General features: G+C 62.0%; 22 protein-coding genes. 7 read left to right on the top strand and 15 right to left on the bottom strand.

Features of this window, described 5'->3' with window-relative positions; translation table 11 throughout:
* Positions 1 to 147: 147 nt before the first annotated feature.
* The 4 genes from CLAC_RS04100 to typA are packed head-to-tail and all read right to left on the bottom strand — an operon-like array spanning position 148 to position 5,382.
* A complete protein-coding gene (locus CLAC_RS04100) occupies positions 148 to 636 on the bottom strand; it encodes a hypothetical protein (protein ID WP_053411818.1) in 489 nt (162 codons plus the stop codon).
* Positions 636 to 1,535, bottom strand: a complete 900-nt coding sequence (mshB, locus tag CLAC_RS04095; protein ID WP_245621971.1) for an N-acetyl-1-D-myo-inositol-2-amino-2-deoxy-alpha-D-glucopyranoside deacetylase — start codon at positions 1,533 to 1,535, stop codon at positions 636 to 638. The genes CLAC_RS04100 and mshB overlap by 1 nt, the downstream gene beginning before the upstream one ends.
* Before the next feature lie 4 nt (positions 1,536 to 1,539).
* A complete protein-coding gene (locus tag CLAC_RS04090) occupies positions 1,540 to 3,426 on the bottom strand; it encodes an ABC transporter family substrate-binding protein (protein WP_082313096.1) in 1,887 nt (628 codons plus the stop codon).
* 42 nt (positions 3,427 to 3,468) lie between these two features.
* Complete coding sequence (gene typA / locus CLAC_RS04085; protein WP_053411815.1) at positions 3,469 to 5,382, bottom strand: translational GTPase TypA; 1,914 nt, start codon at positions 5,380 to 5,382, stop codon at positions 3,469 to 3,471.
* Positions 5,383 to 6,023: 641 nt separating this feature from the next.
* Between typA and CLAC_RS04080 the strand changes: the two genes are divergently transcribed.
* From CLAC_RS04080 to CLAC_RS04065, 4 genes are all read left to right on the top strand, one after another.
* Positions 6,024 to 6,710, top strand: coding sequence for an Rv1157c family protein (locus CLAC_RS04080; RefSeq protein WP_053411814.1), 687 nt, complete (start codon positions 6,024 to 6,026; stop codon positions 6,708 to 6,710).
* 119 nt (positions 6,711 to 6,829) lie between these two features.
* Entirely contained in the window at positions 6,830 to 7,426 is a 597-nt protein-coding gene (locus CLAC_RS04075) for a DUF402 domain-containing protein (RefSeq protein ID WP_245621970.1), read from the top strand.
* Positions 7,427 to 7,472: 46 nt separating this feature from the next.
* A complete protein-coding gene (locus tag CLAC_RS04070) occupies positions 7,473 to 8,084 on the top strand; it encodes a suppressor of fused domain protein (protein WP_053411812.1) in 612 nt (203 codons plus the stop codon).
* An 85-nt stretch (positions 8,085 to 8,169) separates the two neighbouring features.
* Positions 8,170 to 8,661 carry a hypothetical protein gene (locus CLAC_RS04065; RefSeq protein ID WP_053411811.1) on the top strand — a complete coding sequence of 164 codons (492 nt, stop codon included), beginning with the start codon at positions 8,170 to 8,172 and terminating at the stop codon, positions 8,659 to 8,661.
* Positions 8,662 to 8,765: 104 nt separating this feature from the next.
* Here the strand turns inward: CLAC_RS04065 and CLAC_RS04060 are convergent, their stop codons facing one another.
* The 6 genes from CLAC_RS04060 to CLAC_RS04035 all read right to left on the bottom strand — a co-directional run bounded on the left by CLAC_RS04060 (position 8,766) and on the right by CLAC_RS04035 (position 14,508).
* Positions 8,766 to 9,950 carry an acyl-CoA dehydrogenase gene (locus tag CLAC_RS04060; RefSeq protein WP_053411810.1) on the bottom strand — a complete coding sequence of 395 codons (1,185 nt, stop codon included), beginning with the start codon at positions 9,948 to 9,950 and terminating at the stop codon, positions 8,766 to 8,768.
* A gap of 45 nt (positions 9,951 to 9,995) precedes the next feature.
* Complete coding sequence (locus CLAC_RS04055) at positions 9,996 to 10,913, bottom strand: YdcF family protein (RefSeq protein ID WP_245621969.1); 918 nt, start codon at positions 10,911 to 10,913, stop codon at positions 9,996 to 9,998.
* Positions 10,906 to 11,400, bottom strand: coding sequence for a nucleoside/nucleotide kinase family protein (locus CLAC_RS04050; RefSeq protein ID WP_053411809.1), 495 nt, complete (start codon positions 11,398 to 11,400; stop codon positions 10,906 to 10,908). The genes CLAC_RS04055 and CLAC_RS04050 overlap by 8 nt, the downstream gene beginning before the upstream one ends.
* Positions 11,401 to 11,472: 72 nt before the next feature.
* Positions 11,473 to 12,273, bottom strand: coding sequence for an energy-coupling factor transporter transmembrane component T family protein (locus tag CLAC_RS04045; RefSeq protein ID WP_053411808.1), 801 nt, complete (start codon positions 12,271 to 12,273; stop codon positions 11,473 to 11,475).
* Positions 12,270 to 13,877, bottom strand: coding sequence for an ABC transporter ATP-binding protein (locus tag CLAC_RS04040; RefSeq protein WP_053411807.1), 1,608 nt, complete (start codon positions 13,875 to 13,877; stop codon positions 12,270 to 12,272). Before CLAC_RS04040 ends, CLAC_RS04045 begins: the two co-directional genes overlap by 4 nt.
* Positions 13,878 to 13,887: 10 nt before the next feature.
* The gene (locus tag CLAC_RS04035; protein ID WP_053411806.1) at positions 13,888 to 14,508 is read right to left on the bottom strand and encodes an ECF transporter S component; all 621 of its coding nucleotides are present in this window, start codon (positions 14,506 to 14,508) and stop codon (positions 13,888 to 13,890) included.
* An 89-nt stretch (positions 14,509 to 14,597) separates the two neighbouring features.
* Here CLAC_RS04035 and CLAC_RS04030 point away from each other — a divergent pair, with 89 nt between their 5' ends.
* Both CLAC_RS04030 and CLAC_RS04025 read left to right on the top strand, forming a co-directional pair.
* Positions 14,598 to 16,604: a hypothetical protein gene (locus CLAC_RS04030; RefSeq protein WP_245621968.1), complete on the top strand. Its 2,007-nt coding sequence runs from the start codon at positions 14,598 to 14,600 to the stop codon at positions 16,602 to 16,604.
* A 102-nt stretch (positions 16,605 to 16,706) separates the two neighbouring features.
* The gene (locus CLAC_RS04025; protein WP_053411805.1) at positions 16,707 to 16,928 is read left to right on the top strand and encodes a hypothetical protein; all 222 of its coding nucleotides are present in this window, start codon (positions 16,707 to 16,709) and stop codon (positions 16,926 to 16,928) included.
* Positions 16,929 to 16,934: 6 nt separating this feature from the next.
* Here CLAC_RS04025 and CLAC_RS04020 read toward each other — a convergent pair whose 3' ends face one another.
* The 3 genes from CLAC_RS04020 to CLAC_RS04010 form a co-directional block, all read right to left on the bottom strand.
* Complete coding sequence (locus tag CLAC_RS04020) at positions 16,935 to 18,269, bottom strand: alpha-amylase family protein (RefSeq protein WP_245621967.1); 1,335 nt, start codon at positions 18,267 to 18,269, stop codon at positions 16,935 to 16,937.
* A gap of 4 nt (positions 18,270 to 18,273) precedes the next feature.
* Positions 18,274 to 19,665, bottom strand: a complete 1,392-nt coding sequence (locus tag CLAC_RS04015; protein ID WP_053411803.1) for a M20 metallopeptidase family protein — start codon at positions 19,663 to 19,665, stop codon at positions 18,274 to 18,276.
* Positions 19,666 to 19,771: 106 nt separating this feature from the next.
* The gene (locus tag CLAC_RS04010; protein WP_053411802.1) at positions 19,772 to 21,130 is read right to left on the bottom strand and encodes a M18 family aminopeptidase; all 1,359 of its coding nucleotides are present in this window, start codon (positions 21,128 to 21,130) and stop codon (positions 19,772 to 19,774) included.
* 351 nt (positions 21,131 to 21,481) lie between these two features.
* Here CLAC_RS04010 and CLAC_RS04005 point away from each other — a divergent pair, with 351 nt between their 5' ends.
* Positions 21,482 to 21,679 carry a hypothetical protein gene (locus tag CLAC_RS04005; protein WP_053411801.1) on the top strand — a complete coding sequence of 66 codons (198 nt, stop codon included), beginning with the start codon at positions 21,482 to 21,484 and terminating at the stop codon, positions 21,677 to 21,679.
* Here the strand turns inward: CLAC_RS04005 and CLAC_RS04000 are convergent.
* Both CLAC_RS04000 and thiC read right to left on the bottom strand, forming a co-directional pair.
* Positions 21,676 to 23,067 carry a glycosyltransferase family 87 protein gene (locus CLAC_RS04000; protein WP_245621966.1) on the bottom strand — a complete coding sequence of 464 codons (1,392 nt, stop codon included), beginning with the start codon at positions 23,065 to 23,067 and terminating at the stop codon, positions 21,676 to 21,678. The two genes, CLAC_RS04005 and CLAC_RS04000, sit on opposite strands and share 4 nt — an antisense overlap.
* A gap of 165 nt (positions 23,068 to 23,232) precedes the next feature.
* Positions 23,233 to 24,942 (bottom strand): phosphomethylpyrimidine synthase ThiC, encoded by a 1,710-nt coding sequence (gene thiC / locus CLAC_RS03995; protein WP_053413252.1) that lies wholly within the window; start codon positions 24,940 to 24,942, stop codon positions 23,233 to 23,235.
* Positions 24,943 to 25,063 lie beyond the last annotated feature (121 nt).

Raw genomic sequence — 25,063 nt, 5'->3', positions numbered from 1 at the left:
CACCCAACCCCCATACCCGATTCAACACGCAACGCCCAGGGAATTGAAAACCCGCCGCCGAACACTTGTTAAAACATGCCCCCAAACGGTTGGTTTGCAGGGAAAAGACGGGCGCGAAAGTTGCTCAGATTCAGTCTGCGTGAGCAATCACAGACCCGAGCACGAGCGCACGCGGCGCAGCGGCCATACTCCGCCAATCACGCCAGCGGCCAGCAGAACTACGGTGCGCAGCCATTGTCCCAACACCATGTCTCCGCCGAAAGGCATCGCAGACCAGAAGAGCAAAACCGCGAATCCCACAGTCCACGCAATGACCGGCACCGCGGCCTTCGCGCGCTCCTGAGTCCAGAGCAGCGCGGTGTTGGTGATAATCAAATTCGCGATATACGCGACCGGGATTGTCCACGGCACCGGCACCGCCAGAGAACCGATATGTACCCAGGCGCCGAGGAAAACCACCTCAAGAATAAGCGACACCACCGCGGCCGCGGAAAGCCACACCAGAGCGCCGCTGACCTCGCCAGCGTAGAAAACCTCCCGCGCCTGCGAGCGATTCGGGTCCCCCCAGTGCTTCTCAGAACCGAAACCAGAGTCCGGTTTCGACGCAGGCTGAACCTCCGGCTTGGACTCCGCCACTAGTTTTCCTCCAGCTCTTCTTTGACGTGCACCGGCACCAACTCCGCGAGCCGATCGATAGTTTCCCGCGTCGCAGTTCCCAGCCGATAGGCCTCCGTTGCGAGCATCGGCTGGCAGTCCAGGTTCGACAGCGCCCACACCGCGCGTGCACGACCTGTGCCGTCGACACTTCCCACCGCTGCTTGAGGATTGACCTCGCTGACCGAGCCATCCGCCATCCAGATCTGGGTCGCATGAGCTCGCATCGCTGCGGTCTTCGCAGCCACCGCGGCATCGTCGAGAGTAATTTCGATTTGCCCCTTCGCGGTCGCAAAGTCATCCACTCCGCAGCTCCGCCAGCTATCCGGAACAACCATAATGGCATCCAGACCGCCCCGCATGGCATCCCAGTCCGTGACCGCCCACAGCGTCGGAAAGCGGTCGCCGCAGGCAGCGACCGTAATGTCGTGCGCACGGATGTGGTCGGGGTGCCCGTAGCCGCCGTCGGCGTCGTAGGTGATGACGAGATCTGGCCGGACCTGCTCAACAATCGCGCGGAGCTGCTCGACCGCCTCATCGCCGGAATTGATGAAGGCCCGCTGGTGCCCATTGCCCTTGTCCCCCACCATGCCCGAGTCCCGCCAGCGCCCCGCACCACCGAGGAACTGCGGAACGTTGCCCGGGCCATTGGCACCGAGATGGCGCAGCGCCTCGCGCAGCTCCGCGACCCGGAAGCCTCCCAGCTGGTCGGAGGCATCCGCCACCAGCCCCTGGTAGGGCTCGCCGATGACCTCCCCTAGCTCTCCCATTGTGCAGGTCACCACGCTTACCGACGCCCCCGCACGCGCGGCCGCGGCAATCAAGCCCCCGGTCCAAATCGACTCATCGTCGGGGTGGGCGTGAACGAAAAGCAACTTCACGTGCCTATTTCTCCTCTTTATCCTCTGCGGAAACATCTGAAGCGCTGGCGACTCGGGCAACGCTGCCAAGGCCGACCAGTCGCCCCACAACCGGGTCATTCGGCCACTGTGCCGGATCTTTGTCCTGGCCCCTCGGGCGCATCTCAATGCTCGGGCCAATTACCGTAAGCAAGGCGTCGTCCACCAAGTTCAACTCAATGCTTCGGGCCTGAATTTCTTGCCCCAGGGAAGCCGGAACCTCCGGGGTATCAGGGCTGAGCAGACGATCGATCTTCGGATCGCACAGGCCGGTGAGGTTCTGGCCGCGGGCAGCCGAGGAGGGTGCGACGATACTCTCTGCTGAATCATCGCCCTGATCACGTTCCCGGGAAGGAATCGCTGTAGGAGCCGCACCTTCCGAGGATTTCTCCGTCGACGATTCGGTCTGACGAGCACTAGCTGAGGAGCCTTCCGTCCTCTCCGGAGCCAGGGAACCGACCGCCCCGGACGTACAAGAGTATCTGTCTCGCGCCGCTGCCATTGTCGTCGCAGGCGTGCTCCACGACACAACCGCATCGACCGTGCCGAAAGGAAGATCCGTCCTAAGCAAATCCGACTGTTCCGTGGGAACCACTACGGCTGGAATCCCCGCCGAAGTCAGCTGGTTGGAAACGGCAAAGGCGGCAGCGCGCGCTGCCAATCCATCACTGACCACTCCGATGCGGAGAGGATTGTCGCGGTTAAACACCCTGGAAAACTGATCCGCGGGCACAGCGTTGCCACCAGCTTGATCCTGCTGCGCATTCTCCGGCCGACTGACAGCCGAGGAGGAAACCTGTGCCTCCGCGGAATCAGCCGCGCTACGCCCTGTTGCGACCTCCGCAACCTGCTCAACGTTGATGGTTGAAAGCAGCGCTTTCCTGATTGCCTCGTTTTTCAATCGGGGTGCCGCGAGATTCGTGGAGAACACCAAGCTCCGCGGGGGTTCGTGAATGAATTCGCTAGCGCCGGGCACGAGGCTGTAGGTCAAAGCGGTGGTCTGGGCTGGCCTAATCTGCGCAGCTTGGAGCTGGCTTGAGCGCATCTGCTCGGCACCATCGATTGCGCTGCGCATGGCCCGAAGCGTTACAACCTCGGAAGTCGCCTGAGTTTTACCCCAGTAGCGATCGTTGCGGACCAGACGGATGACGTTTCTGCCGACATCCATAGCATCTACCGTGTACTGCCCGCCTGATGCCGGAAAATGGCTCGCCAAAGAAAAACCGTCCGTCGACGTACGCATCAGATGCGCCGGCAGCAAACTCGCAAAAAGGTGTTTCCACTGCATAACCGGATGTTTAAAGGTCACGTCAATCTGGCGCCCAGCTTCCGATACCGCAATCGACTTAATCAGCTCGTAACTTGCAAGATCGAGCGCTCCCGGGGTCGAGGTCACCTGCGAGTAGAGATAACGAAAATCCTCGCCGCTAATCGGCGTGCCGTCGCTCCACTGCGCACCCTGCCGAATTGTGTAGCGAACATGCTCCGTCGCACCAGAGGCTCCAGCGTCGACGGCGACCGCAGATTCCAGCAAGTCCTCATTCATCAACCAGTTATCGCCGGTCTGAGGATCGGGGACGAAGGCACTGGGCAGGGTTAGCCTGGCGACCAGGCTGGTGACCGGGGACATGTCCTGGAGAAGGTGAGGGTTGAACCCCTCTACAAACTCATCAACTCCAACCGAGACCTCCCGCATCTTCTTCTGCTGGTCCTCCTGCACCTGCTTCTGCTCTGGAGGCTCCGGAGCTCCCTCGACCGTCGGGGCATCCGAGGGATTGGCCATGCACGAGGACAGCAGAGCCGCCGCCACGCACACGGACGAAATCGTAAGGATACGACCGGATACTGCGTGACGGCGGCTAATACTAGACATACCGACGAGATTACTCGACGCCGCGGATTCTAGGTCGAGCGACTACTTCTTGTTCATAGCCTTCGCGCGGGAGCGGGCACGGGCGCGCTCGGTCGCGCCGAGAATCTGCTTGCGCACGCGGATGCTCTCCGGAGTGACCTCCACGCATTCGTCGGCGCCACAGAATTCCATGGCCTCATCCAAGGTCAGGCGGTGAGCCGCGGCCAGCGTGACCGTCGCGTCGGCCGTGGCGGAACGCATGTTGGTCAGCTTCTTCTCCTTTGTGATGTTGATGTCCATGTCCTCATCACGCGGGTTCTGGCCGACAACCATGCCCTCGTAGGCCTGGTCACCCGGCTCGACGAAGAAAGTGCCGCGATCAGCCAGCTGGATCAGCGCGTATGCGGTGATCTGGCCAGTACGGTCGGCAACCAGCGAGCCGGTCATGCGATCCTTAATCTCGCCCGCCCACTCGCCGTAGCCGGCGGAGTAGTGGTTGGCGATACCGGTTCCCTTGGTCTCGGTCATGAAAGTGGTGCGGAAGCCAATCAGGCCGCGGGACGGAACCAGGAATTCCATACGAACCCAGCCGCTGCCCTGGTTACCCATGTGCTCCATGCGCCCCTTACGAGCAGCCATCAGCTGAGTGATAGCGCCAAGGTGCTCCTCGGGCACGTCGATGGTCAGGTGCTCGTAGGGCTCCTGGACCTTGCCGTCGACGGTCTTCGTAACAACCTGCGGCTTGCCGACGGTCAGCTCGAAGCCCTCACGACGCATGGTCTCCACCAGGACGGACAGAGCCATCTCACCACGGCCCTGAACCTCCCAGGCGTCTGGGCGCTCAGTCGGCAGAACGCGCAGCGACACGTTACCAATCAGCTCCTGGTCCAGGCGCGCCTTCACGACGCGCGCGGTTAGCTTGTCGCCGCCGCCCTTACCGGCCAGCGGAGAGGTGTTCACGCCGATGGTCATGGAGATCGCCGGCTCATCAACGAGGATGCGCGGCAGCGGGTCTGGGTGCTCGACGTCGCAGAGGCTGTCGCCGATCATGACTTCGTCGATACCGGAAATTGCTGCAATGTCGCCGGCAATCGCTTCGTCGGTAGGCACGCGGGTGACGCCGACGGTGCGGAGCAGCTCAGCGATCTTGGCGGTCTTGACGTGCTGCTGGCCGTCGGAGTCGTAGTGAACCCAGGAGATCTGCTGTCCCTTGCGGATACGGCCCTTATGAATACGAATCAAGCCAATACGGCCGAGGAAGGAGCTGGAGTCCAGGTTGGTGACCTGTGCCTGCAGCGGCGCGTCAATCTCCGCCGACGGCTCAGGCAGAACCTCAGTGATGACGTCGAACAGCGGCTGCAGGTTATCGGACTCCGGCAGGTTTCCGTTGCCCGGGTTCTCGGTCGAGGCCTTACCGGCACGGCCGGAGGCGTACAGGACCGGAAGCTCGAGGTTGCGCTCGGCGGCCTCGGCGGCGGCCGGGTCCTCGATGGTGGAGGCGAGCTCCAGAAGCAGGTCCTGCGCCTCTTCCACGACCTCGTCGATACGTGCGTCGGGGCGGTCGGTCTTGTTCACGACAATGATGACCGGCATCGAGGCGGCGAGCGCCTTGCCCAGGACGAAGCGGGTCTGCGGGAGCGGCCCCTCGGAGGAGTCAATCAGCAGCACGACACCGTCGACCATGGACAGGGCGCGCTCAACCTCGCCGCCAAAGTCAGCGTGGCCCGGGGTGTCAATGACGTTGATGATGAGGTCTTCGCCGTTCTTGCCCTCACCTTTTCGGCGAATTGCGGTGTTCTTCGCGAGGATGGTGATGCCCTTTTCCTTTTCAAGGTCACCGGAGTCCATCACACGGTCTGCGACTTCTTCATGGTCGCCGAAGACACCGGACTGTTCCAGCATCGCGTTCACGAGAGTGGTCTTGCCATGGTCGACGTGCGCGACGATGGCGACATTACGGAACTCAGTATCGCTCACAGGCGGATAGCTCCTAACAAGCTAAGAGGACTAGAAATTCAACTTCGGCACAGTGCCCGAACATCGTTCGGCGCGGACTTTCGCCGCGACCACAGCCCCGAAGCGAGACATGCGACATCAACATGCAGCAAAGCGCCCTACACTTTACTCCTATTCGCACTGAGGGAACACTCGACCGCACTCCCCTCCGCCCGCCTTTAGCCCCGCAGGCCTGAACCGCTTATCGACGGCCACTCATTGCCCCTTATCCCCCTTTGCACCCCCGCCAACTACCCCCATTGCCAGACCTCCGAAGAACGGAATACTTCTCCATTCTCGCACCAATTTCACCTCAGCAGTGATGCGACAGAATCCAACCACATATGCCTAATGACACAGCTGTGACACACGGGGTCAGCCTTGACTCGGCGACCGTCAGACCAAAACAACACCATTAACAACATCAGTCTCACCAATAGCCATAGACCCTAACTAACACACCTAAAACACGTGCCACAATTAGGCGCGCCGTGGACGATTCCTAAAATCATCTGTGAATTAACTGAAGCTTTTTCTTCCAAACCTTTTCGTTACCGCGCCGAGACGTTCTAAGATATTGGTCGATTCGAAATTTCCTAGCCCACGAACGAGAGGTCTTCACCGTGGTTTCGACTGGACGTTCCCTGCTGCGCCGCGCGGCAGCCACCCTTGGCGCTTCTGCACTTCTCACCGCAGGTATTGTTCCCGCGGCTTCGGCTACTCCGTCGCTTGACTTCATCAACGGGGCATCGCCGAACATCTACGGCACTGTGCGCAATGCCATCAATCAGCCGGGTGTCCCGGAGGACATCAAGGAGAAGCTGAACAAGGGCATCGACTTCCTTACCGGCGAGGGCCCGGGCGAGCCGGGCTTCAAGGTTCCGGAAGGCGCTCCGAAGACCAACCAGTTCCTCATTCCGACCATGGCTGATAAGTGCATCGGCGGAGAGTCCCGCTCGATCGGCCTGGCCACCTCCGTTCCGGGTCCGTCCCCGCTGCCGCTGCCGGGTGTCGGCGAGGGCCAGCTGGGCTTCATCTTCACCGGCCTGGGCACCAAGCCACTGGCTAAGCAGCAGAACACCGAGATGAACGTCTACTGGATCAACATTGCGAACGCTCGCACCGGTAAGACCACCCTGGAGAACAACGGCATCAACGCTGAGTCCGGCCCGGCAGCTGTCAACGCAACTGCAGACACCGGAAAGGGCCTGGTCTTCGCCGTCCTCTCCGGCGGCATCACCACCCAGGAGGAGTCCGGCGCGGTCAACTGCAACTACTCCCCGACCGCCGGCATTTTCCCGGTCATGTAGCAAATTCGGATTTCTATCTCCGACCTCGTAGCCCACTTGCCTCGTGCCCTTGCGCGCGATGCGAGTGGGTTTTTGCTATTCCTTTCCCGCGCCGTCGTCCAGCGGTTATGGTTGTTGTCATGCCTGCAGCCACTTCTAAAGCCCACGCGCCCAAGGTCGAGTTTTTCGACATCGCCGCTCAGGTAAACACGGATCCCAAGGGGTTCCGGCGCAGCGTGGACGAATTCCGGCGGCTTTCCCCTTCGCGCCTCTATATGCGCCGTGGAATGGACCACCCGAAATTCGGCTACCTCGAGTCATTCTTGTTGGCGGATGCTGGCCTGCGGATTAGCATCTATCACTTCCGCCCGGGCGTGCGCCTCGAGCATGTTCGCTACGTCGACATCGTAGATATCGACCGCACGAACGACAACTGTTGGAAGGTGACCGACCTCTATCTGGATATCCTCCAGTCCCCCGTAGACGGGGATGCTGTCGCGCCGCTGCCTGAAGGTGCTGCCACCGAGGTTCTCGTCGAGGACGTCGACGAGCTGGTTGCCGCGCACCAGGAGGGGCTCATCAGCGATGACCAGACTGAACGCGCGATTGAACGAGCCCTCCATTCGCGCGCCGCGATTGCCGCCTGCGGAGACAGCGTTGACCGATGGCTTTCGAGGCTCAACCTCGGCCAAGCCTGGGCCGACCACGTCGTACTCTCCCCCGCCATGGCCGACTGATTCGAGCCCCAGCGCACCTGCAATTTCTCACACTGGAGTGACCATAATGTTTGATAACCTCACTGGCCCCATCGAGCCAGCCGGCCCCGACCCGCAGGCGATTATGAAGTCGGTCCGGGAGTCTTTGTGCGCATACTTCGAGGAATCCTCTCCCGGAGAGGCCCAGCTCACCTTCCTCGGCTCGACTCCGCTGAAGCTGCTGCGCTTCGGCCCGGATAAGGACCGCATGGTCACCTACGCCACCCTCGGCTGCAGCGCGGAGCCCATGCAGGACCCCTCCGCGATGGTCGTCGACCCCACCAGCGGACCTCGCGCCGAACTTGTTATTCCGATTCGAGGTGGCCTCGACGCCATCATCCGTCCGCTCGGCATTCTCGCAGCATCGCCCAGCATCGAAGGTCTGGTCCTCACCGACGGCGCGCTCATCGACTTCGGCAGCCCCCTGTGGGAGCACGCCCCCTTTACCGGCTTCGTTTTAACTCGTTCGGAGATCCCACCCGTGCGTGCCGACGGCGCGGACGTCACAATTTTCCAGCCGATTCCGGCGACCACAAACGAGTTTGCCCTAGCGCGGGCTAAGGGCAGCGAGGAACTTCTGCGCATCTGGCGCGAGCAGGGCGTTGACTTCTCGGATCCGCACAGGACCAGCGCAGTCTAGTGACGGGCCGGGCAGTGCTGCAAAAAGTTGGTGCGTGTTCCTTTACTCATGTTCTTTTCCGTCGAACTGACTTAAAGTTCTTGTTATGGCACTTCGACCAACTTCCGATGTCCCTTTCCACGCGGCTATGGCTTTCAAGTGGTGGAGACTCTCGATTTACATTTATCTCCCCGCCCTAGCACTCACGCTGGTTACGGCGCTGCTGAAATGGGATGACGAAGTCGATCGCTTGGTAAACGCGCAGGACATGACCACTTCGCAGGCACAGACCTCTTTGGCGATTAGCCTTGCCTTCGCGGTACTGATTCAGTCTGCGACGGCCTTCGCCTGCTGGTGGATGGCTGGCAAGCTTCTCTACGGAAGCTCCCCCGCGCGCATGGTGCTCTCTGTCGCCGCGGCAGTTTTCGTCATCAATGCCGCTTTGTCAGTCGCAGGACTGGCCGGCCGCGCCGAATCGCCGGGAATTCTGGGCTATCTCACCACCGGACTGATCGTCGTAGCCTCCATTGTTGCGGCCACGGCTACAGCCCAGTCCTACCGCGGCGAGCGCAATAGCAAATTCTTCGTCACAACATAAGGTGCCCGCTCAGCCACTCGGCTGCCCACTGCAGAAGACGCAAAGAGACCCCCAGAGCAGATGTGCTGGGGGTCTCTTCGTGCTCTAAAGGCGCCCGACCGAGATTAGCGGTTCTTGCCCTCAGCCAGAATCTGGCGGCCTGCGACCATGCGGCAGATTTGGTTGGTGCCTTCGTAGATCTGGGTGATCTTGGCGTCACGCATCATGCGCTCGACCGGGAAGTCGCGGGTGAAGCCGTAGCCGCCGAGCAGCTGGACTGCGTCGGTGGTCACCTGCATTGCGACATCCGAGGCGAAAGTCTTGGCGTTTGCAGCCATCAGGCCGAGTCGCCCGCCGTCTTCTGAGGTGCCGCGCTCCGCGTTGGCGGCCGCAGTGTAAACCATCAGGCGAGCTGCATCGACCTTCATACGCATGTCGGCGAGCATGAACTGGGTGTTCTGGAAGGCAGCGATCGGCTTGCCGAACTGCTGGCGCTCCTGGACGTAGCCGACCGCGTAGTCGAGAGCGCCCTGCGCGATACCGAGAGCCTGCGCGCCAATGGTGGGGCGGGTGTGGTCGAGAGTCTCGAGGGCGGTCTTGAAACCGGTGCCCTCCTCGCCGATCATACGGTCGGCCGGGATGCGGCAGTTCTCGAAGTAGAGCTCCGCGGTCGGGGAACCCTTGATGCCGAGCTTGTGCTCGAGCCCGCCAACGCGGAAGCCCTCATCGTCCTTATGAACCATGAACGCGGAGATGCCGTTGGCACCCTTTTCCGGGTCGGTGACTGCCATCACGGTGTACCAGGTCGAGCGCCCGCCGTTAGTGATGAAGCACTTGGAGCCGTTGATGACCCACTCGTCGCCCTCGCGGACCGCACGGGTCTTCATCGAGCCGGCATCGGAGCCCGCCTCGCGCTCGGTGAGAGCGTAGGAGGCCATCTCGCCATTGGCGATGTCCGGAAGAACCTTGGCCTTGAGCTCGTCCGAGCCCTTCAGAATTAGCCCCATGGTGCCCAGCTTGTTAACCGCCGGAATCAGCGAGGAGGAGCCACAGACACGTGCGACCTCTTCGATGACAATGCAGGCTGCGACGGAGTCAGCACCCTGGCCGCCGAATTCCTCCGGAACGTGGATAGCGTTGAAACCGGACTCGTTCAGAGCCTTGAGGGCTTCCTCCGGGAAGCGTTCGTTTTCGTCGACGTCTGCTGCATACGGAGCAATCTGCTTTTCAGCAAGATCGCGAATAACGGCACGGAGCTCCTGGTGCTCTTCCGGAAGCTGGAAAAGATCGAATCCTGGGGTCAAAGCCATCTGTCTGGTCCTCCCGAAACTTTTCAGTAAATGTTTCACCCCAGCCTAGTTGCTTGCGCGCCGCGTCACTGTAGAAATCCGCAAAATCCTACGGCTGCCCTTCGGCGCCCAGAGAATGAACTGCGCCAGGAATTCACGCAGGATCGATGTCGCCCAGTACCGGATCGGTGTGTAAGCGCCCACCGCCTTCCAGGAATCCAGGCCTTTTTCGCGCAGCAGCTTCCTCACGCGAAGCACGTGAAAATCGCTGGTTACGACCACCGTTAGCCCTATACCGGAAGAATTCGGGCAAGCGCGCTCAAGTTCGCGCAGGGAAAAGTCGATATTCTCCGAGGTGTTTGTGGCCACGGGCTCCTCCACGATTGCCCCACGGAAACTGCTCCCCCGGGGCTCCCCCTCGAGTCCGGTACCCCCGCCCTGGCTGCCCCCGCGGTCGCGTACCCACTGCGCCATCGCCTCCGCCTCGGAGATGGTCGCGGTCGAGCCCGTATCGTTTCCGATACCGCCGCTCATTACCATGCACCGCGTCTTCGGACCCGCCACCTCCAGCGCAGCTCGTAGCCTCCTGCGCAGCAGCTCCGAAGGGGCGTTGTCGATAAGCGCGCAGCCCAACACGACGACGTTATCCGGACCGCCTCCATGCCAGGCCCCGAAACGTTTCCAGCCGAAGCCGTTGAATAGGCGCACCGCCTCGAACACCACTCCCGCCCCGCCGGGGATGGCAAGGCCGAGGAGGGTGGGCGTCGTAAAGCGAGAAGGCCAAGACGAGCGCACGGCGAGCAGACTAGCGGAGGCCATCGCGCAGCCCGCAAGAGGCAGGACCCAGGGTTTTGGTCGGCGGTGAGGCAGCCTCGGCGGGCGCAGGAGCGGATCGCGCAGGACGCGAATTCCGCCCGCGACAAGCACTGCGCCGAAGCCCGCACCTAGCCCGGCGCTGATGGCGCGCATGCAGGAGCTAGCCATTGCGGATCACCCACTCGGCGAGCGCCCGCGGATTATGCGTCACGATGTGCAAGTCCTCCTGCTGCGCCCACATGGCCCAGTGCGAACGGAAGTGGTTATCCCTGGCAATCGCGCGGCGGAAGCGCTCGTGGGTGGGGGTCTCCACCCATACTCCCCAGACCTGCCCATCGCCTAACGACGCCGCGGCCTCGAGGTTCGCCGGGGAGAGCGCCCCGCAGCCCTCGATGATTAACGAGGGCGACTCCGGGGTTTCGACCCACTCGGCAAAACTGTCGGCGTACCAGTCCCAGCGGCGAAACCCACGCTCGGCGCTGGAAAGTTGCGGGTTCAGAATCGAGCTGGCGACCTTATCGGAGGCGGCGGCGAGGCCACCCCACCCCGGGTAGGCGTCCTCGAGGTGGATGACGGGCCAGCCCAGGATCCGGCCGAACTTGCCCGCCAGCGTCGTCTTGCCACTGCCGGCGCGGCCGTCGATGAGAAGAATCACCGCAGTGCTACCTCCGAAATCTGTCGTTCCGCCGAGGGGGATATTCCAGGCGGAGACTATGTCACTGGGAAACTATGTCACGCCGAGGAAGCGGAACTCGCCCACCCACACCGAGACACCGATTGCGATGGCGGCAATAAGCGCGCAGGCGACAATTATCGCAGTGTCGCGGGCGAGCAGCCTCGACGTGTGCCACCAGGTGCGCGGCCCGGGTGCGCCGAAGCCCCTGGCCTCCATCGCGGTCGAGAGCTTCGCGCCACGGCGCAGGGCGAAGACCAGCAGCGCGAAGACCTGGGAGAGCACGCGCCGAATCCGGCCATGGTCGCCGAGGCCACGGGCACGGCGAGCTCTTGACAGGGCCTGCCAATCGTCGATAAACAGGCCAATAAGCCGGATTCCGGCGACGGAGGCGAGCACGAAACGGCTGGGCAGGCGCAGCACCTGAGCCAGCCCGTTGCCCAGCTCCGTCGGGTCAATTCCCGCCGTAAGCACGATGACGGGGAAACCCACCGCGAGGACACGGAGCATGATCGCCATGGCCAGAGCGATGGAATTGTCTGTGACGTGGGCGAGGAGGAAGGAAAAGTACTCCCTGCCTTCCGGATTGCCGTAGAGAGCCATGGAAATGCCGGAGATCGGCGCGGCGACGATAAGTGGAATCGCCCGGGCGGTCAGCTGACGTGCGGAAAGCCCGGACAGCGGTGCAGCGGCAACCGCGAAGGCCAGCGCTACCGCGGCGGATACCCAGTCGATGGAGATCAGCAGCGGCGTCGTCATAAGGAACAGGCCGATAATCCGAGCGACGGGATTAACCGTGTTTAGCCACCCTCGCGGGGAAACCGTCTCGGCGGCGTCGCCGTTGCTGCTACTCATGCCGAGCTACCGTCCTTCCCCAACCGTTGTGCTCCCGCCTCGAGCGCAAAGTCCGCCATGTCGATTACGTAGTCTCCCATCGCCTTTACGACGAAAGGATCGTGGGTCACGGACACGACGGTTCGCCCCTCATCGGCGAGGCCGCGCAGAAGGCCCAGCAGTTCCACGAAGGTCTTGCGATCCTGGCCGAACGTCGGCTCATCCAGAATGACAATTTCCGGCGCGGTCGCCAGCATGGTCGCCACCGACAGACGACGCTTCTCCCCGCCGGACAGCGAAAACGGGTTGGCCTTGGCGAGCTTTACCAGGCGCAGCCGTTCGAGCAGCTCCTCGATGCGTTTGCCGGCGTCCTGCCTCACCAGGCGGGGCCCCAGCTGCAGCTCTTCCAGGACCGAGCCGGTCACGAACTGGTGCTCCGGATCCTGGAACACTGTGCCGATTCGTGCCGCGAGCTTCTTCGAGGGCCACTTCCACGGATTTGTTTTCGGCCCCGTCGCCTTGGCGTTGTCTACGCCTGCACCCGTCCCACGTCCCGCTCCTAGGGACACCGTCCCGCCGAAAGGTTCCAGCAGGCCTCCCAGAGTTAGGGCCAACGTCGACTTTCCGGTGCCGTTGCGGCCAACAATGCAGGTAGAGGCACCCGCGGGAATCGCCAGTGAGACGTCCGCGGCAACAATCCTGCGGTCTTCTTCGCGGCTGAACCACGACTTGCCTGCTCCGTACCCGATACTGAGTCCTTCGGTGGCAATCGCCGCGCTGCCCGGCGCAATTTCCCCAAGTATTTTCTGCCTTTCGGGCAGGGCTGGCGGAGCACCGGGCACCCAGACGCCTGCCTCACTCAGCGCCGCCCCGTAGCCGTCCAGCACCTGTTCCGGGCTGCCATCCGCAATCAGACCCTCGGTACCGAGCACAATAATGCGGTCGACGTGGCTGACCCACGCGTCCACTCGATGTTCAACGACGATAAGCGTCGCGCCCGTAGCATCTGCGGCGGCGATGGCCGCATCGCGCAGCCTGGGCACGCCTGCGGGGTCGATGTTGGCGGTCGGCTCGTCGAGGCAGATGATTCGCGCCCCCATGGCCAGCACTCCAGCGAGTGCCAGCCGCTGCTTCTGCCCTCCGGACAGCGCCTTGGTCGGGTGATCCAGCGGCAGGTCCAGCCCCACCAGGTCGAGGCTGGAGCGCACGCGATTGCCGATCTCTCCAGGCGCTACCCGCAGGTTTTCCGCGCCAAACGCCACGTCGTCTCCCACGCGCGCACTGATGGTCTGCGAATCTGGGTCCTGCAGGACAAGGCCCACAGCGCCCCGCGCCGCAGCGGGCGGCTTGCCCTCAACCAGCAGTGTTCCGCTGGATTCTCCGTCTGTCTCGTCCCCCAAAACGCCCGCAATGGCGCCCAGGAAGGTCGACTTCCCCGCGCCCGACGCGCCGAGCAGCAGCACTTTCTCCCCCGCCGCAATGTCGAGGGTGACGTCGGCAAGCGCAGGCTTTTTCCTACCCGCGTGCCGATAGCCAAAGCCGCGCGCACAGACCGCCTCTTCCTGGCGCGCGCGTGACGACGGACCGCGCTTCGGTGATTCTTCGGGGACGGGGCGGGCGGCCATGTGAGGTCCCCTAGATTTCGCCGTGGCGCTCGCGGCCGGCGGCGAAACGGTCTAGCGCGCCGGTGGCGGCCAATGCCTTGGTCAGGAAAACGGCCAGCACACCGGCCAGGATGGCGCCGGACAGGGCGTTAGAGATGAGGTAGATGACGTTGAACTGCGCAGTCTTGGCTAGGTTGCCGGTGAAGAGCTCGAAGGTCCATGCACCGACACCGGCAAGGAGACCTGAGATGATGACGGTTGCCGCGTTGAATCGGCGGTAAGCCAACAGGAGGAAGATCAACTCCGCGCCGAAGCCCTGGGCCAGGCCGGAGTAGAGGGTACTGATACCCCACTGGTTACCAATCAGGGCGGAGACGGACGCCGCAAGTACCTCGACGAAGACAGCTGCGCCCGGCTTGCGGATGATGTAGGCACCAAGCGGACCGCCGAGGAACCACACGCCGGCCACCAGGCCGCCCAGGCCCGGGGTTAGCGCGTTGACGGCATCGTAGCCAGCACCACCGATGACGTTCCACACCACGAAGATGAAACCGACGGCGATGCCGAGGACAGCAGCCGTGACGATGTCGATGATGCGCCAGGAAAAGTTGGCCGCGGATGCGGAAGTTCCGGTAGCGGTCGAATCTGACATGTTCTTTTTCTCCTCGATGAGCGGAATTAACCAGGAAAGCTTACAACAAGCTTCCACTTTCCTCGCTTCGTCCTAATAGATTAGTAGCCATGACGAACGCCGATCCCTCCCCGTCCGCAGCGGAGCGAACCGAAGAGGAACGAAGTGGCTCGAAGCTAAAGAACGCGGCCAAGAGCGCCGCCAGCCGCGCCAAGTCCCGCCTGTACTACCTCCCAGTCCTGCCCTGGGGGCCGGTGCTGAGCATGCCCAACAAGCTGTGGTGGCCAGTAGTCTCGGTCATCGCGGTGGTGCAGCTGGTGGAACGCGCATTCGTATTGACTGGCCGAACGTTCTACTGGGATGACTTCATCGTCGTGGGCCACCTGTATGACAAGCCGCTTTTGTCGAAGGAGTTCCTCCTCCAGGACCACGACGGCCATCTCGCGCCGCTATCGTTTTTAACACAGGGGCTGGCAGCGATTATCGCGCCCTGGAATTGGTGGCTCCCCGCGGCCATCTTGCTCTTCCTTTCTTCTGCGCTGACAGTCGCGCTCGCGAAGCTATTCGAGCACATCACCGGCCGCACGTGGGCTTCCGCGTTTCTCATTGCGATGGTGGCGTGGTCGCCGCTGGGTTTGCCCGGTGGCACCTGGTGGTCCGCGGGCATCAATGCCCTCCCGTTCCACCTGGCGTTCGTTGTATTCCTCACCATCGCCGTGCGAACGACGCTCCGCCGCGAGGTGCCGCCGAAGCCGATTAATTACATCGGGGCGTTCCTCATCCTCCTCGTTGCGCTCGGATTCTTCGAGAAGTCGCTTGCCATCGCTCCGGTCTCGCTTCTTCTGGTCAGCGCTCTGGCGTACATGGAGCGCCGCAACGTGAAGGAGGTCCTGCGCCGGGGTGTGAACATCTGGATGCCCACAATGCTGCTCACCGCGGGCTGGGCCCTGTGGTACTACTTCGGCGTCCCGCACACGGTCAGCCACGCACGATCCAATCTGAAGCCGGAACTTTTCTTCAACGGTCTCGGCCAGATTTTCTCCGGTATGGCCGGTGGTCCGGGACGCTGGGAGCGGTGGCTTCCGGGCCAGCCGTTTGCCGACGCCTCCGCCGGCCTGATCACCGTCGGCGGAATTGCCCTGTTGGTCCTGTCCGCGATTCTCATTGGCCGTGACTACCGGGGTTGGGCTCCGTGGACGATTGCGGTCGCCTATATCTTCGCCACCCTGATGGCGATTACCATCTTCCGGTCCGGGGAGAACACCTCCGGGCTGCTCGCCCACACTCTGCACTACTACGCGGATGTCGCAATTGTGATTGGTGTCTGCATCGGCATCTCCTGCGCGGGCACTCCCCCGCCCTCGGAGGCTCCCGCGCCACTTCCCAAGCGGACTAGGTCGATGCTGTGGCTCCTGGGCGCAGTACTCGCCGTGTCCTCGTCGATTTCGGTGGTTACCTACCGCGCGGCCTGGCAGGACGATGCTACCACCGCGTGGTTGGACACCACTCAGCGCTCTCTCGCGGCGCTCAAAGCCGAGGCGGACGCCGCGGGCGAAAACAAGGCTCTCGACTACAATCTCATCGACCAGCCGGTTCCTTTCGAGGTTCTGCTCCCTGTGGCTGCACCGACGAACATGTACTCCCACGTTTTCGATAAGACGGACGACCGGCCACAGTTTGACCGAGTCACCGGTGTGACCCGCATGTTCGGCGCTGATGGTGCGCTCATTGATGCCAAGGTCTCCGAAGTCACCCGCGTCCAGGACGGCCCTGTCGAGCAATGTGGCCACGAGATTGTGGTCGGCGACAACGGGTCCGCAAAGGTGGAGATTCCGCTGAACGGCATCATCAAGCTCGGCGACTGGGTACTCGAGTTCCCGGCGACTGCCTCGGAAAACATGGACGTCCGTCTGTCCCTGCCCAACCCGTTCGAGACGGAGGAGCAGACGCTGGCGGGATCGACCGTTGTTCATATGAATGACCAGCTCCGACCCCGATATGTGAACTTGAACGGCGGAGGCAATACGCTTCGCGTGACCATCGAGAAGGCCACCCCCGGGGCCACCCTTTGCATGGGAGCGGGGGCGATTGGCCCGTTGGTTCCCGCAAAACTCTAAGTATCCTTTAAGATATTGAGTAATAGTTCAGCCTAGTTAAGTTGTCAGAGACGCTGTCACTGACTAAACATGCTGTTGATTACCGACAGAGGAGCCACATTCATGCGTAACCGCATCGCCGGCGCAATCGCCGCATCCGCCATCGCCGCTGCAGCACTGGTCGCCTGCTCGCCCCCGAACGAGCAGGACTCGGACGTGAAGGTCGGCGATCAGAAGAACCCTGCGGCTACTTTCGAGCAGAAGAAGGGCGGCGCTGAGTCCGCTACCCCTGAGCAGGAGATGGCCCCGGGCCAGGAGATGCAGAACCAGGCTCCCGCCCAGTAGGCAATCTCAGTAGGGGTAGGAAAACTCTACGGTGTCACCGGCGCTTACGTGCGCTTCGGTGGCACCGTTTTCCACGTTTAAGGTCACTGTCAGCGTGGGCATGTCGGCCCCGGCCCCAGAGATCCCCTGGTCTCCCAGCAGCTCGGGATCAGTGGCCTGCGCGCGGTAGCGGAGGTAGCCGTTTCGGACTTCCTCTACCTCAACGCGAGCGGAGTAAAGCCACGGGAAACGCCGACGCAGCGCGATGAGCTGCTGGTAGGCCTCGAATACCTCCGCCCCCAGTGAAGAGAACTCCTCCGGGGAGGACGGGAACTCGGGGCGCACCTGGTCGTCACCACCTTCACGTTCCTCCTTTGTACCCGTGTATCCTTGCTCGTCGCCGTAGTAAACCAGCGGCATTCCACCGACCGTGAACAGTACAGTCGCTGCCAACACTGCCTTCGGTGCGCCGACCTGCGTGGCAATACGAGTAACATCGTGGTTTCCGACGAAGGTCACAGGCACGAAAGAATCCATAAAGCCGTTGTGGCGTTTGAGAGTCCACTCCAGCTCGAAGAAGTTTTCTTCCTTTAGCGAGGACCAAATGGCCTTCCACAGCTCGTACTCGGTGACGGCGTCCATGGAGGATTCCTCGACGATCTTCGGGTAATCACCGTGGATTACCTCGCCGTAGATGTAGGCATGCGGGTGCCTGCTCCGGATCTCCGGCAAAACCTTCGCCCAGAACTTCGGGTCCACCGCATACGCGGCGTCGAGGCGCCACCCATCCACGCCGCGGCTGAGCCAGTAGTCCATCACGTCGATGACGAATTCGGCGGTCGCGGGGCTGTCGTGGTTGAACTCAACCAATCCGGAGTGCCCCTCGAAGACATCTACTTCGGGGCCATTTTCCGTGTGCCGCAGGGCAAACAGCTCCGCCTCGGAGGATTCCGGGTCCGACAGCGCCGCGTTCAAAGCCGGTGCTTCCTGGCCAATGTGGTTGAAAACACCGTCGAAAAGCACTTTGATTCCGCGCTCGTGCGCCGCGGCGATAACGGCGGCGATGTCTTCCTCCGAACCGAGCCTGGAGTCGATGCTGTAGTAATCCTCGGTGTCGTAACCGTGCGTGGTCGACTGGAAGACCGGCGCAAGCTGAAGCGCGTTGAATCCGGCCTGCTGAACGTAGTCGAGCCAGTTGATCAGCTTGCGGATGCGCCCGGCCGACACGCCCTCCCCGGCCCCTTCGGAGCTCTTGTCACGGACGGGCGCTCCGACGAACCCCAGCGGATAGACGTGCCAACCGATGGCCCACTTGGCCCAATCGGGAGTGGACGATGATGGGGTGTGAGATTGGACTGACATTGTCCTATGCATCCTCTCCTGATGCGGGCGGGGTCGGCTCACCGGATACCGGGGCTGACGTGGACTGATCTTGCGCAGTGGTTCGAACCTCACCCGCGCGAGACTGCGGGGTGCCCAGGCCGGGGTTGCGCGGGCGCTGCGCGACCGAGCCCGCCGACGGCATGGTCTTCTTCGTCTCGGGCATCTCCGGCGGGGTCGGTGCCGAGGGATCCAGCGCATCGAGTGCAATCTGGATTTCTGTGCGCATCCCCGAAATCATCGCTCGCTCGACGACCTTGAACCTGGAATTATGCAGGAAGTACGGGTTTCCAACTTCGGGGCCGCCGGTTCCGAGGAACATGTAGCAGCCCGGGACCTCACGCGAGAAGTAGGAGAAGTCATCCGAGGGCGCCCACGGGTCGGCCGCGAAAACTTTTGCATCTCCGACTGCTTTGGTCGCGGCGTGCCAAGCACGGTTGACGGCAAGATCGGCGTTGACGACCATCGGGTACGGAATCTGCCAGTCGAATGTGGCCTGCGCACCGTGCGCTTGGCAGACACCGTTGACAATCGCCTCAATGCGCTGGCAGACGGCTTCCCAGTCGGTCTCATCAACCGAACGGATGGAGACCTCCAGGTTCGCAGTATCCGGGATGACGTTGCCAGCCTCACCCGCGTGCAGCGAGCCGACATTGACAATATTCATGTGCTTCGGGTCCAGATCGCGGGAGACAATCGTGTTCAGCATGATTGTCGCCTCGCTGGCGATGAGTACCGGATCGATGGACAGCTGCGGATTCGAGGAGTGCCCGCCGCGGCCACGAATGGAAATGGACACAATCCCCGACATGGTGGACACGCGCCCCCGGCAGATTCCGACGTGCCCCACAGGATGCGGGGCGACGTGGAATGCGTAGACCTCGTCGAGATCATCCGCTGCGCCCTTCTCCACCAGCTCGCGAGCGCCGCCTGGCAGCATTTCCTCGGCGTGCTGGAAGATGCAGAGAACCTTGCCATGGAGCTTGTCACGCATTCCCGACAGCACCTTCGCGGTGCCCAGCAGCATAGCCGTGTGCATGTCGTGGCCACAGGCGTGCATTACGCCTGGGTTACGGGAGGCGTATTCCAGTCCGGTTTCCTCCTGAATCGGCAGAGCATCGATGTCTGCGCGATATCCGATGACGCGGCCGGTCTTCGGATCGTCGGCGGTGCCCTCGATGACACCAATAACCGATGTCGGAGTGAGCCGATAGGTGGGGATGTCCCACTGTCCCAGCAAGTCCTCAATCATGTCCGAAGTCTGATACTCGCGGAAGCTCAACTCCGGGTTTTGATGCAGCGTTCGACGCCACCCCACCGCTTCGTCAATGGGGACTTCCAGGCGGTGTGACGGCAAAGTGTCATTAGCATCAGTCATATACCTAGCTTTACAGAAAACCCGCTGCACTATGTCAAAGTCCCGGGCAAAACTCTGACCCTCGCCGCAACTGCCGCACTCGAGGTGTCCCCTCGGCGGGGCTTGCCTACGAGACCCAGAACTCGCGGCTGAGCTCCGCCAGCCACCAGGGGTCGACAGTGCCGCACATCTCGCGGGCCGAGTGCATAGACAGCATCGCCGCGCCGATATCCACCGTGTCGATGCCCAGTCTCGTCGCCGTGATCGGGCCGATGGTCGACCCGCAGGGCTTGTGGTTGGCCGACACGAAGCTCTGCACCGGAATGTCCTGCCCAATGCGTGCCGACGCCGCCCTCGCAATCCGGATCACCTCGGCCTGCCCGGCGGCTGTTGTGGCGTATCGCTGATTGGCGTTGATCTTGATGACCGGCCCCTCGTTCAGCTGGGGACGGTGCCCCGGCTCATGCTCGCCAACGTAGTTGGGGTGAACGCCGTGGGCGCCATCGGCGGACAGGCACACCGAGCCTCGGTAGAGCTGCTGAGTGCGCTCGAGATCGCAGCCGAGACTGACCGCAATGCGGGTGAGGACGTCGGAAAGCAGCGGGCCTGCGGCACCGGTTGTGGTGGCGGAGCCGACCTCCTCGTGGTCGAAGGCGACCATCACAGGCACGGTGTGCAGCGTGGTGTCCGGCGAGGTGAGGCCATCGGCGAGCAGGGCCTCGAAGGCGACGAGCGAAGAGTGCACGCTGAGCAGGTTGTCCAGGCGGGCGCAGGCGAGCAGCTCGCCGTGAGTGCCGAAGATCCGCGGAGGCTGTGTATCGCAGGAGATGAGGTCCCAGGCGACGATGTCATCCCGGTCGAGGTCCGCAGCTGCGGCGATGGTGTCGAAGATGTCCGCGCCGAAAGTCTCCAGCCCGATAACCGGCGTGGTCTCGTTTTGGCGGTGGAGCTTCAGGCCCTCTTCGTTGACACCGCGGTTCATGTGGATTGCCAGCTGCGGGATTCGGGCGACCGGACCGGTGCGGGCCAGGTGCTCCTTGCCCTCTCGGTCGATCACTCGGCCTGCGAACTCGATTTCGCGGTCGGTCCAGCTGCCCAGCAGCGCGCCGCCGTAGACCTCGACCGCAACCTGCGCGTAGCCGACGGAAGCTGCTGCAGGATAAGGCTTCACTCGAAACCCGGGCGAGTCAGTGTGCGAGCCGACGATACGGAAGCCTTCGAGGGAATCTCGCTTTTCCGGGACAATCCAGGCCACAGCCGCGCCGTCGCGGCGCATGACGTACGCGCCCGGTGCACTCGGCCACTGCCCCGCTTCGTCGACGACCATTGCTCCGGCCTTCGCCAGCCGCTCTACGACCTGCGTGGCAGCGTGGAAGGAGCTCGGCGATGCCTGGACAAACTCAATCAAATCCTGCGCGTGCGCCTTCGCCGTAGCCGGAACCGAACGAAAGTCTCCGCGTTGGGCTTTCTGCTGCGTGTCAGTCATGTGCTCCTCTAGCCTTACTTCTTCGGGGCCTTGATTCAGCGTCCTTGAGCTGCGGCATTGTGCCACCCAAGGGGCGTTTTCTTCATTGTATAAAGCTCCGGCTCTCCGGCAGGAAGCCACGGTAATCAACTGCCAATATCTGCGATTTTTCCATCACTTGCCAAAGGAATGTGATTCACCTTTCATGTTGGGAACGGGCATCTAATCAGTCACTTTCGGCCGAAAATTCACCACCTTGACTGTTTTTCACAGATATTCGGGCATAAAGTGACAAAACGGAAGGGAAAACCACTTCCGGACATGCATGGCCCACACGGCCTAAACAAACATCCGCAGAGAAAAGGACACGACTTGAGCCTCGCACACCACTTCCCGCGTTCCTTCGACCGCAAGCGCCCCCACTTTGCCATGTCGCTCCGCGAAGCCATCGTCCACCACGACGACGCTCACGCCAACGCAGTCCACTTCGGTCACCACGTCGACCGCGACGCACACGAGGTCCACTCCGACATGTCCGCCCGCGACATCGTCACAATGCTCAGCCGCTAGGCCTTAGTTACCTGTTCCCCATCGGGAGCACGCATCCTCCCTCGCTTAACGACGCGCGAAACGGCGTCGAAAAGCACCATCGGTTCCGCGCGGTTTACGTGATTCGTTGCCGCAGCATGCAGCGCTCCGACAGCGACGAGGAACACACCGGCCCCAATCATGGCCGTGATTCCGGAGTAGGCGAAACCCGCAGTCATAGGCGTAGCAGCGATGGGATTAGTCACCGGGAAACTCAGCAGCACCACTAGCCCAGCCACGCCGAGGTATGGCCACTGACGAGTGAGCCGCGAGCCCGACATCGCGATGAATCCGGTCGCGAAGAGCACCAGAGAAAGCATGTAGTGAGTCCACACAATCGAGGAAAACGCAATTGCGATTCCCCAGGCACTCACAATGAGGATTTCGAAGCGGAATTTCCTATTCCACCACGCCACTGCAACGGCAATCAGTGTCATGACCAAAGCTAGGATTGCGGGCAGCAGCTTCGCACTCGCAGGGTAGTTTTCCGCCACCGTCACCAAGTAGGTCGCACCAACGCTTTCCGACGCAATGATTGAGGCCAGAGACTGATTTACGGGGCCGACCAGAACCGCACTACCAATTTCACTAATGCGCTCCAGCCACGTGGAAACGATATGGCTATCTACGAAAAGCCACGTTGAGGCCCCAAGCAGCACAGCAGTGCCGGCACCCCAATAGGCGGTGAGACGTCGGGAAGCGAAAAAGGCCATCACGACGATGAGGGCGATCGGGGTCAGCTTGACCATCGCCACAATGCCCAGCAGGATTCCCGCTAGCCACGGACGTGACCTGGACGCGGCAATTCCATAGGCAACGCCCGCAACGATCAGCGGCGTGGTTTGTCCTAGCCACAGCGAATTAATGGTCGTCGGCAGGGTCGAAACCGCGGCAACTGCTACCGCTGCAATTCCCCAGGGCATCGTGGATCGGAACCACAAATTGTATGCACTCGCCACCAGCACGACGAGGCAAAAGCCCGATAGGAACAGCAGCCACGTCACGGACGCTTCGAAAGACATCACCTTTGTGAGTAGGGCAATCGCGTATGCGACGAGCGGATTTTGCACGAAAGGATGCGGGAACGGTGATGGCACCTGGGCGGCGGCATCCAGCCAGGGCTGCCCGGACATCGCGGAGAAATCTTCCGGATGATGATCGTAGAGGTGTGCGCCCTGCCCGCCTTCGACGAGCATCCCTCCAATCCACAGCGAGGCCCAGTCATCCGGCTGCACGCGACCATGCCAAATCCAGGAAAGTAGGCCACCTGTGACAAGCGCCAACAGGATTAAGGCCCCGTTCATCACTCGCGGAGTGCTCTCGCGATGACGTACTGCGCGACGCGAATCAGCCAATCTGTGCCTGCTCAACTATTCCTCTAACTGGTGACAACGAACGCAACTCAATCAAGAATAGTGGTATTGCCGGAAGCGAATAATGCTCGCCGCTGCTTGCGATCCGGTCTGCGAGCACTTTCGCTGGTCACGCCGCTATGTGATTGGTTTCATAGCGGCGCGATTGGGATGTTCAGGCGACTACTCCGAGGCAATCGGAAGGTAGACGCGGCCGCCGGCATCGGTGAATTCCTGCGACTTCTCGGCCATACCGGCTTCGATGGCCTCCACGGAATCCAGCCCGTTTTCCTTGGCGTAGTCCTGCACATCCTTGGAGATGCGCATCGAGCAGAACTTCGGCCCACACATAGAGCAGAAGTGCGCAGTCTTTGCGGGTTCCGCCGGCAGGGTTTCATCGTGGTAATCCAGCGCGGTATCCGGATCGAGAGCCAGCGCGAACTGGTCGTGCCAACGGAACTCAAAGCGAGCCTTCGACAGAGCGTCATCGCGCTCCTGTGCGCACGGCAGCCCCTTGGCCAGGTCCGCTGCATGAGCGGAAATCTTGTAAGTAATCACGCCAACCTTGACGTCGTCGCGGTTCGGCAGACCCAGGTGCTCCTTCGGGGTGACGTAGCAGAGCATCGCGGTGCCGGCCTGCGCGATGATTGCGGCGCCGATGGCGGAGGTGATGTGGTCGTAGCCCGGCGCGATGTCTGTAGCCAGCGGGCCGAGAGTGTAGAAGGGTGCCTCCTCACACCACTCCTCTTCCCACTTCACGTTGATGGCAATCTTGTGCATCGGCACGTGGCCCGGGCCCTCAATCATGACCTGGCAGCCGCGTGACTTCGCGATCTTGGTCAGCTCGCCGAGGGTGCGCAGCTCTGCTAGCTGCGCCTCATCGTTGGCGTCCGCGATAGAGCCGGGACGCAGGCCGTCGCCGAGGGAGAAGGTGACATCGTACTGAGCGAGAATGTCGCAAAGCTCTGCGAAACGCGTGTAGAGGAAGGACTCCTTGTGGTGAGCCAGGCACCACGCGGCCATAATGGAGCCTCCGCGGGAGACGATACCGGTCACGCGATTGGCCGCCAGCGGGACGTAGCGCAACAGCACGCCCGCGTGGACCGTCATGTAGTCCACGCCCTGCTCGCACTGTTCAATGATGGTGTCGCGGTAGATTTCCCAGGTCAGCTTCGCCGGATCGCCCTTGACCTTCTCGAGCGCCTGATAGATTGGCACAGTGCCGACCGGCACCGGAGAGTTACGCAGGATCCACTCGCGGGTCTCGTGGATATCCTTGCCCGTGGACAGATCCATGATGGTGTCCGCACCCCAGCGGGTAGCCCACACCATCTTCTCGACCTCCTCAGAAATCGATGAGGTCACCGCAGAGTTGCCGATATTGGCGTTGACCTTGGTGGCGAAACGCTTGCCGATAATCATCGGCTCAATCTCCGGGTGCTTGTGATTCGCCGGAATAACCGCGCGACCAGCGGCGACTTCCTCCCGGACAACCTCCACGTCAACACCTTCACGAGCCGCGATGTAGGCCATCTCCGGGGTAACGATTCCCGCGCGAGCCCACGCCAGCTGCGTACGGACCTTCGGCGCGTCGGCAGGCGCATCGACCGAGGCAGCGACCGCCGGGGCCGACGGCCAGGAATCTCGGACCTTGGCTAGACCCTCTTTCAGATTCAGCGCCGGAGACTCCTCGGTGTAGATGCCCGAGGTGTCATAGGCATCAAAGTGGGTGCCATCCGTCAGGTCAATGCGACGGACGGGGACACGCAGAGTGGCCTCACCGAAATCGTTGCTGAAGGCAACCTCGTTGTAGTGCTTGTGGCTGCGGTAAATGGGGCCGGTAGTTACTTCGCCTTCCTTCGGCGGAGCAGATACAGATACGCGTGAAGCCATGAGCGACACATCCCTTTCCTACGCTGGAATTACCCAGACTCAGGTTCGACCGGTCGACGCTCGATTCCTAGCGTCCTCTCAGTGCCGGAAAATCGGTTGGCACTCCCGTGGTTTGTAATGC

Origin of the sequence: Corynebacterium lactis RW2-5 (genome assembly GCF_001274895.1) — a bacterium.
In the GTDB taxonomy this organism is placed as follows: domain Bacteria; phylum Actinomycetota; class Actinomycetes; order Mycobacteriales; family Mycobacteriaceae; genus Corynebacterium; species Corynebacterium lactis.
The sequence above is the reverse complement of the archived record's forward strand: the minus strand, read 5'-3'. Positions and strand labels throughout refer to the sequence as shown.

Coding starts and splice junctions, on each gene's coding strand:
- CLAC_RS04065 (WP_053411811.1), top strand. CDS start 8,170: ATGGCACTTCGACCAACTTCCGATGTCCCTTTCCACGCGGCTATGGCT.
- thiC (WP_053413252.1), bottom strand. CDS start 24,942: ATGGCTTCACGCGTATCTGTATCTGCTCCGCCGAAGGAAGGCGAAGTA.
- CLAC_RS04075 (WP_245621970.1), top strand. CDS start 6,830: ATGCCTGCAGCCACTTCTAAAGCCCACGCGCCCAAGGTCGAGTTTTTC.
- CLAC_RS04035 (WP_053411806.1), bottom strand. CDS start 14,508: ATGTCAGATTCGACCGCTACCGGAACTTCCGCATCCGCGGCCAACTTT.
- CLAC_RS04010 (WP_053411802.1), bottom strand. CDS start 21,130: ATGACTGACACGCAGCAGAAAGCCCAACGCGGAGACTTTCGTTCGGTT.
- CLAC_RS04030 (WP_245621968.1), top strand. CDS start 14,598: ATGACGAACGCCGATCCCTCCCCGTCCGCAGCGGAGCGAACCGAAGAG.
- CLAC_RS04055 (WP_245621969.1), bottom strand. CDS start 10,913: ATGGCTAGCTCCTGCATGCGCGCCATCAGCGCCGGGCTAGGTGCGGGC.
- CLAC_RS04090 (WP_082313096.1), bottom strand. CDS start 3,426: ATGTCTAGTATTAGCCGCCGTCACGCAGTATCCGGTCGTATCCTTACG.
- CLAC_RS04025 (WP_053411805.1), top strand. CDS start 16,707: ATGCGTAACCGCATCGCCGGCGCAATCGCCGCATCCGCCATCGCCGCT.
- CLAC_RS04040 (WP_053411807.1), bottom strand. CDS start 13,877: ATGGCCGCCCGCCCCGTCCCCGAAGAATCACCGAAGCGCGGTCCGTCG.
- CLAC_RS04060 (WP_053411810.1), bottom strand. CDS start 9,950: ATGGCTTTGACCCCAGGATTCGATCTTTTCCAGCTTCCGGAAGAGCAC.
- CLAC_RS04015 (WP_053411803.1), bottom strand. CDS start 19,665: ATGACTGATGCTAATGACACTTTGCCGTCACACCGCCTGGAAGTCCCC.
- CLAC_RS04070 (WP_053411812.1), top strand. CDS start 7,473: ATGTTTGATAACCTCACTGGCCCCATCGAGCCAGCCGGCCCCGACCCG.
- CLAC_RS04020 (WP_245621967.1), bottom strand. CDS start 18,269: ATGTCAGTCCAATCTCACACCCCATCATCGTCCACTCCCGATTGGGCC.
- CLAC_RS04045 (WP_053411808.1), bottom strand. CDS start 12,273: ATGAGTAGCAGCAACGGCGACGCCGCCGAGACGGTTTCCCCGCGAGGG.